8 protein-coding genes are annotated in these 19,777 nt (G+C 62.7%); 3 read left to right on the plus strand and 5 right to left on the minus strand.

Going from position 1 to position 19,777, the window contains the following annotated elements; genetic code table 11:
* Nucleotides 1–134 precede the first annotated feature (134 nt).
* Complete coding sequence (locus A5634_RS11060) at nucleotides 135–668, minus strand: macro domain-containing protein (RefSeq protein WP_065144111.1); 534 nt, start codon at nucleotides 666–668, stop codon at nucleotides 135–137.
* 245 nt (nucleotides 669–913) lie between these two features.
* Between A5634_RS11060 and A5634_RS11065 the strand changes: the two genes are divergently transcribed.
* From A5634_RS11065 to A5634_RS11075, 3 genes are all read left to right on the plus strand, one after another.
* Entirely contained in the window at nucleotides 914–6,151 is a 5,238-nt protein-coding gene (locus tag A5634_RS11065) for a RecQ family ATP-dependent DNA helicase (protein WP_065144076.1), read from the plus strand.
* Nucleotides 6,144–12,221, plus strand: coding sequence for a DEAD/DEAH box helicase (locus tag A5634_RS11070; RefSeq protein WP_065144077.1), 6,078 nt, complete (start codon nucleotides 6,144–6,146; stop codon nucleotides 12,219–12,221). Before A5634_RS11065 ends, A5634_RS11070 begins: the two co-directional genes overlap by 8 nt.
* Before the next feature lie 193 nt (nucleotides 12,222–12,414).
* Nucleotides 12,415–12,993, plus strand: a complete 579-nt coding sequence (locus A5634_RS11075; RefSeq protein WP_065144112.1) for a TerD family protein — start codon at nucleotides 12,415–12,417, stop codon at nucleotides 12,991–12,993.
* A gap of 145 nt (nucleotides 12,994–13,138) precedes the next feature.
* Here the strand turns inward: A5634_RS11075 and A5634_RS11080 are convergent, their stop codons facing one another.
* Genes A5634_RS11080 through A5634_RS11095 form a run of 4 tightly spaced genes read right to left on the minus strand, consistent with a single transcriptional unit; the run spans nucleotide 13,139 to nucleotide 19,698 of the window.
* Entirely contained in the window at nucleotides 13,139–14,299 is a 1,161-nt protein-coding gene (locus A5634_RS11080; RefSeq protein WP_065144078.1) for a Wadjet anti-phage system protein JetD domain-containing protein, read from the minus strand.
* A complete protein-coding gene (locus A5634_RS11085) occupies nucleotides 14,296–17,688 on the minus strand; it encodes an ATP-binding protein (protein WP_065144079.1) in 3,393 nt (1,130 codons plus the stop codon). Before A5634_RS11085 ends, A5634_RS11080 begins: the two co-directional genes overlap by 4 nt.
* The gene (locus A5634_RS11090) at nucleotides 17,681–18,259 is read right to left on the minus strand and encodes a DUF4194 domain-containing protein (RefSeq protein WP_065144080.1); all 579 of its coding nucleotides are present in this window, start codon (nucleotides 18,257–18,259) and stop codon (nucleotides 17,681–17,683) included. The genes A5634_RS11085 and A5634_RS11090 overlap by 8 nt, the downstream gene beginning before the upstream one ends.
* A complete protein-coding gene (locus tag A5634_RS11095) occupies nucleotides 18,256–19,698 on the minus strand; it encodes a DUF3375 domain-containing protein (protein ID WP_065144081.1) in 1,443 nt (480 codons plus the stop codon). Before A5634_RS11095 ends, A5634_RS11090 begins: the two co-directional genes overlap by 4 nt.
* Nucleotides 19,699–19,777: the final 79 nt, after the last annotated feature.

Raw genomic sequence — 19,777 nt, forward strand, 5'->3', positions numbered from 1 at the left:
AAACGATATCCGATCGGGGGGCCTGGGTCACGAATAGTGATGTGGTGTTAGTTGCTAATTGAGCTGCCGTTGCGGCGTGGTGGTGTTGAGGCGAGCCCGTTGTCGACGCTGTCGGAACCGACGGCCGTTGCGAGCTATTTTTGGACGGGCCCGGGTGGTTTGGGCAAGAGTGACGCGATTTGCTCAAGCACCAAGTCATGCCCACCCCGACCGAAGGCCACCAATCTGACCACTTCGACGCGGGTGTTGGAAGCGGCGATAGTCTCGATCGCTGCCGCAATGGCATCGCGTCCAGGCCAGCCGAAGCTTCCCGTGCTGATGAGCGGAAAGGCCACGTCTCGAGCGCCGAGGCCATCGGCGACCTCCAGAGAACGGCGATAGCAAGATTCCAAGAGCGAGCGATCGCGCTGCCCGGCTTTGTAGTTGGGACCGACGGTGTGAATTACCCATCGGGCGGGTAGCTCGCCCGCCGTCGTCCATCCGGCGTCGCCTGTAGCAAGCCCGTGAGGAAATCGCTCAATGCACTCGCGCAAGATGGCGGGGCCACCTACACGGTGAATCGCTCCGTCTACACCACCGCCACCGCGCATTGCGTTGTTCGCCGCGTTGACTATCGCGTCGACGTGCTGCTCGGCGATGTTTCCTTCAACTGCAGCAATGGTGGGCACCGGGTCAGTATCCGCCGAACCGCTTGCCAAGAACATCTATCATCAGTTTCGCGATGACACATCGCGGCGAAACCAGATCCTGGACGGGTAGGTTGCCGCTTGGCCATGCGTGCGTATATGGGTTGAAATTGGCGACGGGCTTGTCCAGAACTATGAAGGCCAAGTTTGGATGTCGACGTGCAATAGGCCTGCGGGCGACTTGATCTATTTGCTGTGTACCTTGCTGCCATGCCTCGGAACTGACGATGCCTGAGTCACGTAAACCGTTGCCGCCTGCCTTCGACGCCGCCCACCGCATTCTCGTGGAGCAGGGACCGCAGCCGGCATCCACACTTGTCGAGCAACTTCGAGCGGCAGGTTTCCACCAACGGATCGAGCGGATCAATCGGCTTCCAGAGATTTTTCCGAACCGATTTCACCTGACGGTCCAAGGACTGATCTCGGTCACATCGACGGAAAATATCGAGGACGTTGAGGCCCCTTCCGACGATGACATACCCGTAGATGCCGACTGGTACCGAAAGACAAATGCGCGTCGCGTTTCGACCGACCGGGTCGCCGTACTGGACATCGAAACGACGGGTTTGGACGCAATCAAGGATGACGTACTGCAGATCGCACTGGTTCGGCTAGATGGCAGTCCCATCGCCGATCTCGCCGTCCAGTCAAACACGAATAATACTGAGCTACAACGCTTTTCAATCAACGAAGCGCTGGTTTCGATGAGGGAAGCGCTGGATGGGATCGATGTTCTTGTCGGACATAACCTGCTCGCGTTCGATCGACCATTCCTTGAGAAGGTCGCCGAACGGGCAGGTGTCGCAGATTTACGGTTTCCGGTGTGTGTCGATAGCCTGCATCTGGCGACTCTCGTCGATGTTTCGATGCCCAACCGGTCGCTATTCGATCTCACTCACCGGTACGACATCGTCAACCACACTCCTCATAACGCTTTGTCGGACGCAACGGCTACCGCCGACGTTGTCCGACGGCTGCTCAACGAAATAGATATCAGCCAACCGAGTTGGCAGCTGGTGGTTGCGGCCCTTGAGGCGTTTGATCACCCGTTGACAGCCCTAATGCCAGTGCTCACCGCGGCACCTCAACTCACGTCGCTGGAGCGCACCCCTGACCCGTTGCTGAGGCCGACAGGGTCGCCTGCGCCGGACGCTTGGTCGGCAGCCCGCGACGACCTAGCGCTGCTGCAATCCCGACGTGGCTTACGGACGCGCCCGGCGCAGCGAGAAATGGCGCAGGCCGTCGCCGAGGTTTGCGACGGCGGCGGCTTGCTGGCGGTAGAAGCCCCGACCGGAACCGGGAAGTCGCTGGCCTACCTGCTCCCGGCGCTCGGTCGTGCATCCCAGCCGGGACGGCCCGTGGTCGTCGCTACCGCAACCAAAGCGCTGCAAGGACAGCTCCGCGCAGAGGCGGCGCGCCTACACGACGAGGGGCTGCTGAGAGCTCCGTTCCGCCAACTCCAGGGCGTTGGCAATTACATCTGCGCGCGCGAACTCGAAGACGCCTTGTCCGACCGGGACTCGTCACCACTCGCGATGGCGGTAGCGTTGCGCGCCATCGCGGACTCCCCGACCGGGACTTGGGACGACGTGACCGACGACGTCATCCGTCGTCGGGACGCACGCTATGCACGTACCCGTGCACGCCTGCGCACTAATGCGAGCGGGTGCGACCGCGCACGGTGCAGTTGGGCGCAGGTGTGTCCGCTCATGCAACAGGTTGTCGACATCGAAAAGGCACCCGGCGTGGTCTCGGTGAACCACGCCCTCATCGCGAGCTGGGCCGGGATCGAGGCAGCGGGTGGCAGGGCGCCAGGAGACGTCCTCGCCGACGGCCGGGCGGACCTCGTGTTTGATGAGGCTCACGCCCTCGAAGACAGCTTGACTGCGGCCTGGACTCAGCGCGTCGACGCCCTCGAACTCCAGATTCTGGTAAACAGCCTGTCGCCTCGATCGAAGGTATTGCGCGAAGTGCGGTCACGAGCAGGCGCCGACGATGCCGTCCGGCGAAACATCCAATCGCTCGGAGCCGCCGGCGCTGAAATCCAGAGATGCAGGGAAGAATTAGTCGAAACCATCGGCACGTATCTTCACGAATACGCGGGCGACTCAGACTCGGCGGTACTTCGTATGGGGATCGTCACGGGCCGCCCGGAATTCCGAGACCTGCGACAGTCTGCATCCAGCGCGCGCTACTGGCTGATTCAGTTGAGGAAAGCTGTCGACGCGCTGCGCCAATCGCTCGGCGAAATCATCGGAGCAGGCTCCCAGAGACGGCGCCTCCGTGGCTATTCCGACCGGCTCGATACGGCGATCGAGATGTTGAGCACCTTGAACGAGTTGCCGGATGACCACCTGTGGATCTACAAGATCGCGGTCGAGCCGGACAATCCCACAGCGTGGACCTACGAACGCATACCTATTCACGTGTTTCCCCAGTTTCAGCAGCACATCGTGGACCAGACCCATTCGACCGTGCTGTGCTCGGCGACACTCACTGTGCAACACCGATTCGACTACCTCGCTTCACGATTGGGAATCCGGATCGACAGCGAGCCGACCGAAAATGGTTTCCGGGCACTGACGCTGCCATCGCCGTTCGACTACGCCAAGCAATCCCTGGTGATCCTGACTAACCATCTGCCGGTGCCGATTCCTTCGAACGAGCGTGAATTTTGCGAAGACATGGCCGCGGATCAGGCCGGATTTCTTTCCCTCTCGGGGGGTAGGACACTCACCTTGTTCACAGCTCGCAGACGAATGGAAACGGTTGCTGCGCAAGTCAAGACGCAGTCGGCAGAACTGGCCAAGCACGGTGTCGAGCTGCTAGTCCAGGGCGAGCAAGGCCGATCGCAGATCTTGCACAGGTTTCGATCCGAACTCGGAACGGTCCTCTACGGCCTGAAGTCCTACTGGGAAGGTTTCGATGCCCCCGGCGAAACTCTTTCCTACCTGTTCCTCGAGAAGCCGCCTTACCCGCATCCAGATGATCCGCTCATCGCTGCCCGACAGCGGGCGATTGCCGAACGCGGCGGCGACCCGTTCCTCGACTACGTACTTCCAATGACCGCAATGCAATTCACTCAGGGATTCGGCCGGCTGATCCGCAGCGAAGACGACAAAGGCGCTGCCCTGGTGTGTGACCGACGCCTGCATGCCCCCACGCAGGCGCAACACGTGATCCTCGGATCGTTGCCCAACCCCGCTGTCCACGAAGCCTCCGACCGCGACGATGCCTGGATTCGGGCAATCGAGTTCGTCACCGGATCACCGCCCGACCTCGCGGCCGCGCTGACGTTAAACCGCGATGACGTCACCCAACTTCTCGAAGATTTGCGACTCCTTCCCGGCGAGGAACCGACGGCAAAACTCGTCGAAGCCGCCGAGAAGCTGTTTGGGATTCCCGCACTGCACCCCAAGCAACTCGACGTCATGCGCGCGTTCCTTGACGGCAAAGACTTCCTTGCGGTGCTGCCCACCGGGTTCGGCAAGTCGGTGTGTTATCAATTGCCTGCGCTGCTGACGCCCGAGGCACGTGCGACGGTCATCGTGTCCCCACTGGTGGCGCTTATCAAGGATCAACTAAACGACCTGCGGGGCCGTCGCGGCATCCGACCGGTCCAGGGCATCACCGGCACGACGTCCCGGGTAGTACAGACCGAGATCTTGCGTGACATCGCCGACGGGCGCGTAAGGCTCCTCTATGTCTCCCCGGAACGACTGGCCCGCGACCCGGTGCTGCGGGGGGCGTTGAGCCGCCAGCAACTCAACCGCGTCGTTGTTGACGAGGCGCACTGCATTTCAGTGTGGGGTCACGATTTCCGTCCGGAATTCCGGCAAGTCCCCTCTTCGGTCGCCACCTTCGCCACGCGTCCGCCACGCGCCGGCCTCACCGCCACAGCGACCCGCGAGGTCGAATCCGACATCAACACCTCTTTGCAGATGCGCGACCCGGTTTTGTTACGAGAACCAAGCGACCGACCGAACCTGCGTTTCCGGGTCACCCTATGCAGCAGCGACCGGGAGCGAAGCCGCGAGCTGCTGCGGTTCGTCACCTGGGCCGACCCTAAACCGGGGATCGTGTACGTCACCCGTCGCGCACTCGCCGAAGAGGTCGCGGCGCTACTGCGGCGCGCCGGCCACGCCGCGCGGGCCTATCACGCAGGGATGGTTCCTGAACAGCGCGACGCGGTCCAAGAGGATTTCGACTCCGACACCGCGCGAATCATCGTCGCCACCAAGGCGTTCGGTATGGGGATCAATAAGCCGAACATCGGCTGGGTCGTCCATTACGACCTGCCGGACTCTCTGGACGGCTACGCCCAAGAATCGGGCCGGGCCGCGCGACAGCGGGACCTGACCGGCGACTGTCTGCTGCTGTACACCAGGCGTGACATCGGTTTTCGCAAGGGGCTGGTCAGTTCCCACGAGTCCAAGACGGACGCCGAGCTCGCCCAGCGCCTGCTCACCGCGCTCTGGGACTGCCCAAAGCGCGGCAACAGTCGGGTCTTCGACGTCGACGTACTGGGCGACGCATTGGGCATCGATGACGACGAGCTCAACGTGAATCTCGCCCGCCTCGAACGGGTGGGCGCGCTCAAGCAGGGACTGGATTGTTCTGCCCGCGGAATGGTCGACGTCGGTTCAAAGGAACCCGACTCACCTGACGAGTGCCGTCTTTTCCGCGAACTCTTCTACCAGGTACACCGGGCCCGTCCGAACGTCCGTATTCAAATCGATTTTCAGAAATTGCAACAAGAGCGTGGCTACGATCCGGACGACTTGGAGCAACAACTCATCGCGTGGAGCCTGGATCGGCTCGTCACCTTCTCCAGTTCTCGCAGGCTTCGCCGAGTCGAGTTGTTCGACAGGATCGCGCCCCGCGAAGAGTTGATCAGAGAATCGGCGCGCTGGAACGCTTGGCAACGGCGGCGCCTGCAGGCGATGATCGACTACGCCGTGGACGCGTCGGTGTGTCGGAGGGTGACCGTAGCCAAGCATTTCGGTGACGTCGTCGCCGACTGCGCCAGCCGCGGCATCACACCGTGCGACGTTTGCAACGCAGAGCCGGCACCGTGGTCGTTGGTACCGGATCACCTAGTCGCCGATCCCGAAACGCTGATCAACCCCCAGCTGATCGTCCTGCAATCCGTTGCGTGGGCGACGAGCTACAAACGCGGTCACTATGGCGAGGCGAGCCTACAGGCGGCGGTTTTGGGCAAAGAGTCGCTCGGGGAAGGGCGGCCGCTCGGCCAGGGAGTGCTCAGCTGTCCGCAATTTGGCGCTCTTCGGCATGTCCGCAACGGCGAGAAACGCTGGACTAGCGCGCTGAACCAGTGCCTCGCTCAGGGCCTGGTCGAGCGTCGGACCGTGCAACGCGATAGTTCTTCAAGTCAGTATCAGACGGTCGTCTTGACCGAGTTCGGCGCCCAAAACCTCGGAGTTGTACTGACGCAAGATGATTGAGAAGCGAATAAGCCACCAGCTACTGAATACCGGTGAACTGATCCTCACCCCGAATGAGCGCACGGCACTCGCGTTGCCTGAGCACACCGCGACGGTCACCATCGATTTAGAGGGTGAGGAGTTCGTCGCACAATGGAGTTCTCGCAGCCGCAAACTCAGCGGCGAAGTGCTCTTAGAGCGGCTGCAGGACTATGGCCAAGAAGACGGCCTGTTGCGTCTGCGCCTTGTCGGTCAGGTGTACCGACTGGTGCTACTGCCACCAGGCACGGCAATGCAATTCAAAAGCAAAGTCGACTCGCGGACTACGAAGAAGAACGCCGCCCGCAAGAGTCGTAAGAAGACGGTGGACCGGCAGTTCCATCCCGACTCTGAATACGATTGGAACGCAAAGGAAAACGGTGCCGTCGGCTTCCTGAAGCCAGCGCGGGACCTGCTAAGCGAGCAACTGACGGCCGCCGGCTTCGACACCTTAGAGTTGGTGAAGCTACGACTTCAGGGCGAGAGACTGGCTACCCTGGATAACTTCACCGAACTGCTCGCTGTCGATATAGCCAACGTCGAACGTATGCCACACCAGGAAGCCGTTGCCCGACACGCACTTTCGAAATTGCGTGGACGGGCGATACTGGCTGACGAGGTCGGACTCGGCAAGACCATCGAGGCTGGGTTCGCCGTCAAAGAGCTGACGCTGCGCGGCCTGGCGAAACGCGTACTCATCCTATGTCCCGCGACACTGCGCGAGCAGTGGCGCGACGAGATGAGCAGCAAGTTCGATCTGAGCTTCGATGTGGCGCACACCAGCCTCCAAGTGCGCGACCAAGAAAAGCTAATCCTCACCCTGGATTTAGGCGTGCGTGCGTTAACGGCCCTCACCAAGAGACCGTGGGACGTCGTCATCGTCGACGAGGCGCACCGGGTCGCGGGCTCGGGCGCTCGTAAGCGACGCGAACTGGTCACGGCATTGACGGGTGCATGCCGGTACGCCCTTTTCCTGACCGCCACGCCGATCCAAAACGATCTGCTGGAGTTGTACCGTCTGATCGAGCTGCTCCGGCCCGGAACCTTCACCTCCGTCAGCGAATTCAAGCGGCAGTACATGCGCGGCAACGACCCCCGCACTCCAAAGGATCCTGCGGCGTTGCGGCGCCTGATCAGCAGTGCGATGGTCCGTACGACACGAGCTCAGGCTGGAGTGGACCGCGTCGTCCGCCGACCTGTTGACGTGCCAATTGATCTTGGACCGCGCGAGCGTGAACTCTACGCGTTGAGCACCGAACTGCTCAGGAACGTCATGCGCGATCCGGGCGATAGCATGCGCCGACGAAGTCTTGCGCTGCGCTTGACCGCCAGCCCATTTTCGATGGGCACAACGGCGCTGCGCATGGCCGACCGGCATCCTGATCCAGTGGTGCGTGATGCGCTGCAAGAGGTCGGTCATCTCGCCATGGACATTCAATGCTCCGCGCGCGAGGACACCGCGTTGCGCATCACCAGTGAATGGGTGCGCAACCACGGCCGAGTGCTGATTTTTACCCAGCACACCGATACCGTCACCGGACTGTTGCGCCGTCTTGCGGCGGAAGGGCTCGATGCGCGCGCGTTCCACGGATCGATGTCGGCCACTGAGCGCGCCGCAACCGTCGCTGCGTTCCGCGCCGGTGAAGCGCCGATCATGATCTCGACGGACGCCGGCGCCGAAGGTCAGAATCTTCAGTTCTGCAATTGCGTGCTTAACTACGACCTCCCGTGGAACCCGATGCGCATCGAGCAACGCATTGGCCGGGTAGACCGCCTCACGCAACCCTGTGACGAGGTGTTCGTGGCAAATCTATACGCGCGCGGCACGATTGACGAGCAGGTTTATCGTCTGCTCGCCGAAAAACTACGGATGTTCGAGCTGCTGTTCGGACAGGTCACGACGATCCTGGGCGAACTGGACGAGTCGAAGTCCGTGACGTTTGAATCGCGCGTCCTCGAGGCACTATTCGCCGAAGATGACTCCCGTATGAAGCGGCTGCTGTCGCAGTTGGGGTCCGAACTTGCTGATGCACGTCGGCGTGCGTCGACGTTGATCGCCGCCGACACTACGCTGAGCAGTTGGATGGCGGCCGCGTTCGAACATCGCAAGGAACTCGGCAAGGCCGGCAGCAACGAACTTGCGCCCGAAGTCGCTGAGCGAACGCGGATCCGTCAGCGAAACGTGCAAAGTTGGGTGCGCAAGGTATTGAAAGCTCTTGATGCACAGACGATTCACGATACCGGCGACGGCGAAGGCGCGTTCCTCACGGTTCAGTTCGACGATGTGGTCGCCAAGGAGCTCGGCAATCGGACATTGCTGCACATCGCGTTTGATCGACTCGGCATGGAACAGCACGCGGATGCCGAACTATGTGCGGTCGGATCGCCGGTGTTCGAGGAGCTGTTGGGACTGCTCAAGGAGCGCGGCGACATGCACGCGACAGTCCCGATCGTTCCCGACGACCCAGGCCCGAGCCCGTTGCGCTATAGCCCCGACCTAACGCTCGTTGAGCGGCGCTTCGTCCCTCCCGGCTCGTGGAGCGGACAGGCAACTTTCCGGACAACCATCGGCGAGGCAGAGTCGACCGAATACGTCGTCACCGCAGATATCAACGCAAACAAGAGGACTCGTATGCCTCGCCGCCCCTTGGCGGACGGCGAGCGCCTGCCTGCGGTATTCGGCAAACCTGCGGAGGTGATTACCGAATTTGAGCGCGTCGCGGCCGAAACCCTCGACGCCTTACGAGAGGACATGGTCGAGGAAGTCTCAACCGAGCGCAACCGCGAACTGCTGAGGATTCAGGCTGGTTACAACGCGCAGATCAGCGAGGCCACACCACAAGACCAGGTGCGCTTACGTAGTGCACTAGCCGCTGAAGAGCAGCGGCTCACCCGCGTTCCCGATATCCGGGCGCGGGCCAAATTGCTGGCCTTCACTATCGCGGAGAACGACTGGCCGATCCAAGAGACGTGGGCCGGTCCAGGCGGGATTCGGGCAACGCTGACCTACGAGTGGAATCCGCGGCGACCACCGGCCATCAAAAGCTTTGCCTCGAAACGAACAATCACCGTTATCGCGCTATGTCGCGAGTCGCATGTCATCGACGAATCGGAACGCGCACGGTGCGGCTCATGCGACACCGCCCTGTGCCGGGCCTGCGGCGACGACGGGATCTTCGCGGACTGTGCTGCGTGCGGCCTGGCATGCTGCGGCAGGTGCCGACGAGCCACCGGCGGTCTTTGCCGGGGGTGCAGCGAGCCCATCCGGGCACCGGAATTAGACGAGAAGTTCGCCGTCGGGTGGCGGCTGAGCCGCGGAGTGACGCTTCACGTCGGGCAGCGGCGGGCCGAGCTGGCACGACCGGGACAGTCAGCGCCGTCCCTGGTGGTCCGCGACGAGGACGTCGATGATCCCGCCCGCATTCGGTTGCGCGCGATGGCCATTCAGAGCGGTCTACCCGCTGACACTGGGCTGGTGGTGCGCAATGTGGACGACCGGCCGCAGGCGCCCGCCTCTGCCGGTCTGCTGTTGCGTAGCTCCTCGCTCACCGTCGGAGCTGAGTTGGCCATCGCAGAGTCCGATCAATCAGAGGTCGACGAGTGTGATCCCGCGGACCTGCCCGTTCATGAGGCCGTGCCGGTCGAAGGTGAACGTTCGGCGGGGTTGGCGGTTCTCCTGGCGAGCCTTCGCGCCCAGGTGCCACCGCCTGCTTCGCCGTGCGTGCTTCTCACCAGGCGCTCGGAGTTCGTCGACATTTACCTCGAACCGGATCGTCTCGTCGAGCGAACAGTGGCGACCAGCACGGCGCCTCGAGCCGTGATGCACCGGACGGCTCCGGTTAAGTGGCGGAAACAGTCGACTAAGGATGCGCTGCTCGCCGAGGCTGAACTGGCGGGATTGCGTGTGCGCATCGAGCGCCGCAACGATGCCGTCCTTGTAACCACCCGCGACGGCAACAAGCCAGCTGTGTTGAGTTGGGTTGCGGTGCCGGATGGTTCGTCCGCCGAGGAACAGATCGGCTGGTATCAAATCCTTCGTTCGCTAGGCACTCCGGGTGGTCGAGTCGGTCAACCGAAGAACCAGACACCGATGGTCGAGCCGAACTTGTCGCCTTCAGAGTGCACGCTGGTCGACCGTAGTGTACGTCCAGTTGCCGAAGTCGCCTCAGTTGCGCACGGTGCCGAACTGGTTCCCGCACAACGCGCTTCGCTGGTGGCGGTCGTTGGTCAGCTGTCGGCAGTCGAACCCGCGACGACAGTCACGATGCCCACCGACATCGCAAGGCAACTGCTCGAACGTGTCAGTGGGGAGTTCACTGCTGCGGTGTCCACCGGGTTCGATGTTCGCGAGGCCTGGCGTGGGCACGGAACCGCCGTGCACGAATACCGCACCTTCAACGGGAGGCCTGTGCCACCCAAGCTGGACGACATCAGATTTCGACTCAACGATTTTGGCGTTTGCCGCGATGGCCATTTTTACGCACCAGGCACCTCAGTCTTGTGTGGCTCCTGCAGCACATGGACCTGCCGGGCATGCGATCCGTTGGAGCACCAGGCTGCCGTCCCGTGTCCCGGGTGCTCGGCGCAGGTGTGCCGACGCTGCCTTACGACCGAACACGCGGGGCCGAGCGTGCAGTGCAAAGTCTGTGAAAGTACCGCGTGCTCCACCTGCGGGCGTGACCCGCAAGTACGGACCTGTCCCATCTGCTGCCGCGAGATGTGTCGCGAGTGCCGGTCGGATGAAACGTGTTCTGCCTGTGCCGCTTTGACGCCTACGACCGATGAGCAGCTCCAGAAGCTACCGCCGGACCTAGCCGCTTCTGGCGCCACGGTGCTCGTCGGTTCCGACCGTGATGCCATGACAGTTGTAGTGAACCGTGGCGACACGGTCGAGCAAGCGGTCGTCCGCGATGGGAATGTCGATCGGTGGGTGGTGTTCGGCCGGAACGAAATTGACGACACCTACCAGTTGCGGCTGGCCGCGAGCCGCGAACTAGGCATGCAAATCAGCCCGCGTGTCGCAACGCTTGATCACGATGTCGTCGTAGACACCGCGCACGTGGTGGTGGAGTCCAGACGGTTCTTTTGTGCCAGTTGGGCGGTCGGTGATCGCAAGCTGGGCCAGGATTCACGGTGGTATGCCGATCCGGACGTCGATCTCGCGTCCCTCATCCTGGCCGAATTCAAGGCTCCGACAATGCTGCCCAGCGCGGCGGGCGCGATGCCTGCGGAAGTTCACCACGCACTGCGCGGCACGCGACCAGTTGACCCCGTCGAATTCACGATGCGGTGGATTCGTACGGGACACGATGTCATCGTTACGGAATCCGCAATGATTAGTCGAACTATTGATCCCTACGAAATAACCGACGAAGCGACTGCCTGGATCGACGGGCCCACCGAGTGCGGGTGGGCGTTGGAAGGGTGGACTCCGGCACCGCACATCCGAGCGCACACGTCGTGCGGAACCGCTCAGGCAGTGATCGTCGGCCTCGCTTCGGCGCTGGCCCTAGGGGTTCGCGTCGGCGGCCGCACATCCTGGTACACCATCGTGGCCTCACCGTCCGCGCCATGGGCCACCAGCCTGTCCCGGTTGGCCGGTGTCGAGGATGCCGACGAGGCCGTAGCCTTCGTCGACCCCAACCAAATCAGGTACTCGTCGGTGCGCAATGCGATCGAGGTGCGCCGTCAGGTGCGGCCGGTCGGGACGATTGACCAAGGTACTCGGCCCGGATTTCCCGATGTCACCCGTGACGCGCTCGATGCGTGGGCACTTGGTGCGCACATTTCGACGCCCCAATTCGGTTCACTTCCTTCTGAATTGGCCACTGCGATGCAGGACCGATGGCAGCCGGCAAGACCGTGGACGGTGTTGACCATCGGCGCTGAGGTCGAAGAAGCAATCACGGTCGCGGGCGGTTTGGTATCGCGACACCAAGTCAGCCTTATGCCCGGACACACCGATGCACGTCGGATCGACCAGGCCACCGGGTATCCTGCCGATGCCGGTGTCATCGACTGGGAGGGCCACTTTACTCATGGCGGCGAGTGATGCGTTGACTGTGGTGTCGACTCTGCAATCGCCGTCGAGACTTCGTGTCCGCTGATGATCGGCGCCACCTAGGCGTACCGATCCGTTCCGGGTCCAAGCTGTTCCCAAAGCCGCCGAGCCAGGGTTTGACAGCCGGTTACTAATATCGAGCGCAACAACTAGCAAACGACGATGTGTGTTCATGGAGGTATTGATGTCGGTCAAGCTGGCTAAGGGTGGCAACGTCTCGCTTGCGAAGCAAGCGCCTAATCTGACCGCAGTTGCGGTTGGCCTGGGGTGGCACGCTCGCGCGACTGCCGGCGCCGACTTCGACCTCGATGCCAGTGCGTTTGCGACCGGGCCCAACAAGAAGGTGCTTTCCGACAGCCATTTCGTGTTCTACAACAACCCCTACTCCCCTGAACGCACGATCGAGCACACCGGCGACGATCTGGTCGGTGGCAGCGGCGGTGACGACGAGGTAATCAACGTGGATCTCGCGAACACGCCTCCGGCAATCACCAACATCTTCTTCTCGGTGTCGATCCACGATGCCGACAACAGGCGGCAAAACTTCGGCCAGGTCACCAACGCTTACATCCGAGTCGTCGATCAGGCCACCACTCTGGAACTTGCCCGTTTCGACCTCACCGAGGACGCGTCCACGGAAACCGCGATGATATTTGGCGAGCTCTACCGCCATACCGGGGAATGGAAATTCCGGGCGATCGGCCAGGGGTATGCCTCCGGCCTTCGGGGCATTGCGGTGGACTACGGCGTCAACGTCGAGTAGCCGTCGCGGCGAAGGCTTTTGGGCGCCGCCCGTCCAGGCCGCCGCCTGGTGACGGAGACTGGCCGCCCGGTAGGTAATGTGGCCCGCCCGTGGCGGTCAGAGTCCGTCACCGCACCGCGTCAAGATCGTCGAAGCCGGTTCAAAATCAGTCCCGACGTCCCCCCGGTAACCGATGCTGGACCCACTGCCAGTCGATTCGCTCCTGTTCCAGCCGCACTCGTTCACCCCATCGGTCTCCAACCAGCTCGGCGTAGAGATCTTGCTCGTCAGAGGTCAGCCTGGTCAAAAGCGACTTGGCCGGGCGGTCTTCGGTCACCCAACGGTCGCGATGGGCGAGCAGAGTCTGGCGGTCCATCAGCACCGAGCATGCTTGCGGGAGCCACGCGCGCAGCCGGTCGAGAATGGCGAATCCGTGGGTGTCGATGTCTCCCCAGTAGCAGACGTCGACGTCGGCCAGCCAAGGCATCCGACCAGCGCTGTCGATGTCGAAGCCCTTTCCCCAAATCACCACACCATCGTCGGGAATGTCGACCGACAGATAGCTGACCTCATTTTCGATGATTAGCGCCCGGCGTGGTTCAACGGTGAGTTGGGCCAGTTCCTCGGCACGGACCGCCAATTCGGTGAGCGTCGGCCCCGGGAAGCCCAACGACGCCGACGGCCTCAGCCGAACCAGGCTCGGCTTCGTCCGAAGCCCAAGTCCGGCCAAGAATCCTGCGGCCGACGAGGAGACACCGAGCATCGCCGCCAGCACTGGACGGTGTCGCTCAGCGAACTTGGTGTCGACACCTGGGGCGGTGATCTCGCGCAGATACCGTTGCGAGTGGCGATGGCTGTCTAGCCAGGCGTAGGCGGCTAGCAGCTGCGGCATCTCTGCCGACAGTTCCAGGGCGCGAAGCGGATGCTCGACGATCCAGTCCCGCACCGGCGAATGTTGTTGTGTTAGCGACAGAATCTCGTCGAACCTACGAACCGAAGTGGTCACACCTAACAGTGTCCACACTTGCTCGAAAGTGAATATCGTTGCGCGGCACGGTAATCGATTGCGGCCGATCTGTCTGCCGCCAATCTCCTGCCATTGCAGCGCGTATCGACGGTCGTCGCGCCGCCCGGCGTCCAAGGCAGTTACCCACGCCCGCGCGGCAGCGACGTCGTCACCAATCTCTGATGGTCTGGGACCGCGCAGCGGCACTTCGATCGGCTCAAACGCAACGCCGTCGGCATAAGCACGCAAGAGCGATCCGTCATCCCACCGGCGGCTAACCCTGGCCGCGATGTCCTCGGGTGTGGTCCACCGGTTACTCATCGCCGCCGACCGTCGCGGCGTACCCGGTACTCCTCGATCGTCATTGTCTGCAGGCGAGAACAGGTTCCGGTTGGGTTGTCGACGAAACCAATTGCTTTGACATACGGCTCGATGACGTGGACCTTCTGCAACGGCGTGACGATGAGAAGCTGCAGTCCGAGCGTCGCAAAAAGTTCCAGCGCGTAGCGGGTCGAGACGTCCGAGCCCCGCCCGAATGCCTCGTCGATGACGGCGAACCGGAAATCCTGGGATTGTTCAGCACCCCATTCGAGCCCGAATTGATAAGCCAGAGACGCGGCCAGAATCGTGTAGGCGAGCTTCTCCTTCTGACCACCGGACTTGCCGTCGGAGTCGCTGTAATGCTCCCATTCCTCACCGGTCTCGACGTCACGCTCGGAAGCCGAGAAGACGAACCAGTTGCGCACGTCGGTGACCCGGCGGGTCCAGTTCTTGTCGGATTCGGCGTAGCCGTCGCGACCGCGGAAGCGTTCGATAATCCGCTTTACATCGAGGAAGCGTTGCTCGGAGTACTGGTCGCCATCGACGGCAAGGCTGTCGTTGGTCAAGTTGCGCAGGTCTGAGCGGAACTGTGAGACGTCTTGGTTGGTGGTGTGCTCTTTCTCCAACCGGATGTAGCGGCCCGGGTTGTAGGGCACCGCGCCGAGTGCCTCGTTGATCCGCTGGACACGCTCGTCAATCGCCGCTGCCCGCCGGCCGAGCCAGTTGTTGAATCCGGCCAACTCCTGGATCGCGTTCTTGTTGAGTTGTTCTTTGAACTCGGTCTCGAAACGCGGGAGGTCGTCGGTCGCGACGCGGTCCCGAAACGCCACGAAGTCGCCGCGGGCCTCGACGTTGGCATCCATGTCCGCACGAAGCTCGGGCCAGCGGCTCAAGACCGCGGCCATGTACTGGCCGAGGTTCTGTCCATAGCCGCCGAGTTCGCGGGTTAGTCGCTCGATGCGTCGATGCAGATCGTCGGAAAGCGCTGTCTCGGCTTGGACGCACTCCGCTGCCCGCAATGGACGATTCCTACCCACACGGTTATCCAGTGCAGCGTAGGACTCCCTGGCGCATTTCAGCTCCTGTTCCGGCTGTGCCGCAACGAAGTCGTCGTCGCCCTTCTTGTCCTGTTTCGCCTGTTCGGCCGCCTTGGCCGTGGTGGCGAGACGGCCGGTGAGTTCCTTGATCAATTCGGTTACGGCGCTGGCTAACTCGCTGTTGCAGTGCAGTTCACGGGCGATCTCCGTCAGACGCGACGATCCTTCCTCTAGCCGGATTCGTTCAGCGTCATGGTCATTCGCCCGAGTTTCCGCCTCCTCGAAGTCGAGATCGTTCCAAGCGCGAAAACCTTCGATACGCAGCAGCGCGTCCGATCGTTGCTGCAGCGCCTCCCGCTGCGAGCTCAGCGTTGCCAGGTCAGCTGCGGCCTGTTCGCGTATTCCCTCAAGGTCTGCCAGCTCGGTCCGCAGCGCGGCGATTTTCCGCTCGTTCGCCCAACCGAGCACCCAACGCCGGGGGTCGTCGACGCGGTGCCGATCATCTTTTTCGTGCCGCTCCCCGGAGCGCACCTGACCCTCACGGGTAACCGCCCGACGCTGGCTGCGGAACTCCTCAACGCTTGCCGCGCAACGAAAGTCGGCCCTCTTGGTCAGCTCGTTGACCAGGTACTCGCGGAAGTCCCCTTCCTTGACGTCAAGGCAATCGGCGAGCAACAACCCGTCGTGCTCCGGCGGTTGGAGTCGGACCCTTTGTCGGGGAACCCGTTCGTAGACCAGCTTGGCTCCGGTGGCTTTGCCGCCGCGACCGTGGAAGGTGAGCCGTCGGCCGTTCACCCAGGTGGCAACGGCGTCGTAATGCTGCTGTGGCACCAGCAGCGAGAGCGCGAACCCGCGCAGCACTCGCTCGGCGGCCCCACGCCACTCGGAGTGGGCATCGCTGACGTCGAGGAGTTCGCCGGCATACGGAAGGCTTTCCGGCGTCAGCTTCAGTGCCGCGCACAGTTCGGCGCGCACCTCAACCTGCTCGACAGGCAGGTTGCTGGTGCGTTGCTCCAGGCTGGCGAGTTCGTCGCTGACGAGCTCACACTTGCGTCGCAAATCCCGCTCGCGCCCGATCGCTTCGGCGGTGGCCGTATCGACTGCTCGTTTCTCGGTGGCAAGTCGCGGGCGCTCGGTCGCGGTCAGTGCGGCAAGTGCCGCGAAATCCTCACGGTCGGTGACGGGCCGCAATCCAGCGTCGGCGACCGCGTCATCGAATAACGTCCTTGTGCGACGGCGTGTTTCGGCCTGAAAGCGAGCCTCGCGGCTGAGCCGCTCTAGCTCGCCGATGCGGTCCCCACCCGCTTTGGCGCGCTCTTCGATCAGGGACTCGCGCTTGTTAGTGAGCTCTTGCTGTTTAGCTTCCGCGGCGTCCTGCTGAGCACCTAGCGCCGCGCCTTCGATCTGCAATTGAGAGATTTCGCCGGCCAATAGCTTCGCACGCAGCTCGGCGATGAAGAGTCGCACGGCCGATCGCTGGCGATCCAAGTCGTCGCGCTCGCCGAGCGCGGTATCGTACTTGGCTGCGGTCTGCACGATCGGTTCGAGTGCCTCCAGTTGCTCGCGCGCCCGCTTGACCGCGTCGTGGGCCTTGGTCAGGTCGTCGAAGTGGGCGATGATGTGGCGTACCCGCTCGGTGGCGTCGCTCGGTTCGAGCATATGGTCACGTACGAAGTCGTTGAGGTTGCCGACCGACTTCATCGAGACAGTTTGGTGGAACAACTCCAGCGCCTGTTCTGAGCGGATGCCGAGCAGACGCCTCAAAGACGTTGCGTACTTGGGGAATTCGTCGAAGATCTCTGCTCCGGCGGCGCGCAGCCGCTTGCGAAGATCGCGTAGGTCGTTGCCAAAGTCGGCAAAGTCCGTGGTGATCGAGAGTTGTTTGGTCGCGGTAACGAAAAAGCGGTAGGGCTGTCCGACACTTTCACGTTGCTGGAACACTTGGGCGAGCGTGACGGTCTCGTTGTGACCGTGATTGGTGAAGACGCCGAGGATGACAGAGTACGTGCGCCGGTTCTCCCGCAGTCCTTTGGCGCGCGACCGTCCGGTGGCCTCGATTCGCTCCGATTTGTAGTGGCCTTCGACGTAGGAGCGCAAGGTGCGTTCCTTGGCGTCGGCGCCCGCAGCCTTGTTGTACGCCGCCTTATGGGAAGGCACCAGCAAGGTGGTGAGCGCGTCGACGATCGTCGACTTGCCCGAGCCGATGTCACCGGTGAGTAGTGCGGTGTCGGCGCCTGGGGTGAACGTCCAGACTTGGCCGTCGAAGGTGCCCCAGTTCAACACTTCGGCGTGCTGCAGCCGATAACCGGCTCTTTGACTGAGTCCAGTTGTCGCACAGGTTATTTCACTCATCACCGGTCACGGCTCCGGCGTACTCGCGCAACTTGCCCGCGAAATCGGACAAGGTCTGGGCGTCGACGTAGGCTTTGAGAATCCGCCGTACCTCCCAATGGTCGCTTTGACCCCGTAGCGGGCGCAGAAAGCCTAGTTCGGCCGCCTTTTTGATCGTCGTCTCGGCCTGGTCCACGACTCGCGCGTCGTTGCTCGACGCAGCCTGGAAGACCCTCAACATCTCCACGATCTGGTCGGTGGTCAGGACCAACCTGCCGTCGCCACCGGTGGTTTCGAATTCGACGAGCCGCTTGCGCAGCAACACCAGCAGCAGACTGACGTTGTACGTCAGGGCCCGGCGGCGTACCAGCCGCGGCAGAGCTTCATCGCCGTCTTCCTGAGGTCTCGACCGCAAATAGCTGTAGCCCTCCGCGTCGTCGACGACGACATCGACGCCGATGGTGGCGAAATGGTCCCTCACTCCGGCGCCCAAGCGCTCCAGCGTCAGCCAAGTGTCCTCATCTGACTCGCGGTAAACGACACCCTGCATCAGCCGGATGATGGCGCTCGCGACCGCGTGCTCGTTGCTCATCGTCGTCGCACCGTCACTTTCGGTAGCCTCGCTCGCTTGGTGAGGTTCGGATCGGCGGGATCGGCGTAATCCAACAGGGTTTCATCGGTGTCGTCCATCTCGACGGTCACGTCTTCGTCGTTGAGGGCAAGGTAGCCGACGATCTCCGCGGCACCCTGCTCGATCGGATGCACCGCCACGACGTCGGACAACAGTGCAGCGGAGCGTTCGGGTAGCACGGCACGGATGACCCCAGCCAGACGGGCCTGGTCGACAAAGGTCTGAGTGAACAGCAGGTCAGTGTCCACCCCCTCCGTCGCCGGTGCAATGTGGCTTTCGACCGCGACCGCGGCCGGCGGTTGGTAGAGCGGGCGCTCGACGGGGAGCGCGATCTCGATGCCGGGCTGATCAACCTCAAGCCCGAATTCCGGTGGTTTGTCGCGCAAGTCGAGGGCAACGCTTTCCACTGCCCGAACCAGGTCCACGACGCGCCGATTCTCCAGCCAGACCTGGTCGTCGAGAAAACGGCGCAGTTGTTCGGATATCTGCCGGACCGTGCGTTGCGCACGATCGGCGGCTTCGGACCAGTCGTGGTGGATGCCGCGGATGCGCGGATCGGCTTCGATGACGGACAGTGCTGAGACCTTGGTCAGCAGTTCGGCAAGTTCGGTCTGGCGCGCTTCGGACAGCAGGAAGTCGTAGAACGATTGGAAGCTGCGGCCCTGGTCGGAGCCTGCGATCTCGGAGCGGCTGCCGACCAAGTCGGTGAGCAGTTCGCCCTTGGAGCCGTCCCAGGCTGCGATCTTCTCCCGTGCGCCCCGGTCCAGAAGGCGGAAGTTGTCTTCGACTTCACGAAAGTCGGCGAGCAGTTCCCGGGCTGTGGTGGAGAGCTGTTGGTAGCGGTCGCGTACCGCGGTCGCGTCCAGCACCGTGACGACACCGGCCTCGACCGCGGCGATCTCGGCGTCGAGCTCGTCGCGGCGGCGGCGCAAGTCGGCCAGCCGGGCAGCGGGTTCGACTTCGGTGCCGTGCACGATCTGCCTGAGCAGTTCGACCACGGTGTGCAGCCTGGACTCCGTTCCCACGAATGAGCGGCCCTTCAGCGTCGCTATCCACGCGTAAGCCTTCTCGAAAGCGGGTGTGACCTCGTAGTGGACTTCGTCGTCGCCCGGCGGATAGAACCGTCGCAGATACGTGGTGTCGGTAGCCGCCCAGTCCTCTAAATAGGCGCGAGGTTGCTTTGGGAACCGTTCCTCTCCACTATCGGTGCGGATCTCGGTGTTACGCGCATGCAGATGGTCGTCCAATGCAGCGGCGACCACGCTTGCCGAACACGCCCCTCGGTTGCCCTCCACGAAGAACTCCCCGAGGAACGACAGGATCAGCGCGGCGTTGCCGGCACGCAGCAGCCGCCACGCGGGGTGCCGCTCGCGCAAAGTATCGATCGTCGCGTAGTCCACTCGGCAAGCGTAGGAAATGCCACTGACATCTGGGCCCGACGGCACTGCGACGCGCGGGAGATCGCCCGCCGCGCCTGGC

The organism is Mycobacterium asiaticum (assembly GCF_001673365.1).
In the GTDB taxonomy this organism is placed as follows: Bacteria; Actinomycetota; Actinomycetes; order Mycobacteriales; family Mycobacteriaceae; genus Mycobacterium; species Mycobacterium asiaticum_A.

What these genes read in the sequence shown, in the direction of transcription:
- A5634_RS11070 (WP_065144077.1), top strand. Translation starts at nt 6,144, where the DNA reads ATGATTGAGAAGCGAATAAGCCACCAGCTACTGAATACCGGTGAACTG.
- A5634_RS11090 (WP_065144080.1), bottom strand. Translation starts at nt 18,259, where the DNA reads ATGAGCAACGAGCACGCGGTCGCGAGCGCCATCATCCGGCTGATGCAG.
- A5634_RS11085 (WP_065144079.1), bottom strand. Translation starts at nt 17,688, where the DNA reads ATGAGTGAAATAACCTGTGCGACAACTGGACTCAGTCAAAGAGCCGGT.
- A5634_RS11065 (WP_065144076.1), top strand. Translation starts at nt 914, where the DNA reads ATGCCTGAGTCACGTAAACCGTTGCCGCCTGCCTTCGACGCCGCCCAC.
- A5634_RS11075 (WP_065144112.1), top strand. Translation starts at nt 12,415, where the DNA reads ATGTCGGTCAAGCTGGCTAAGGGTGGCAACGTCTCGCTTGCGAAGCAA.
- A5634_RS11080 (WP_065144078.1), bottom strand. Translation starts at nt 14,299, where the DNA reads ATGAGTAACCGGTGGACCACACCCGAGGACATCGCGGCCAGGGTTAGC.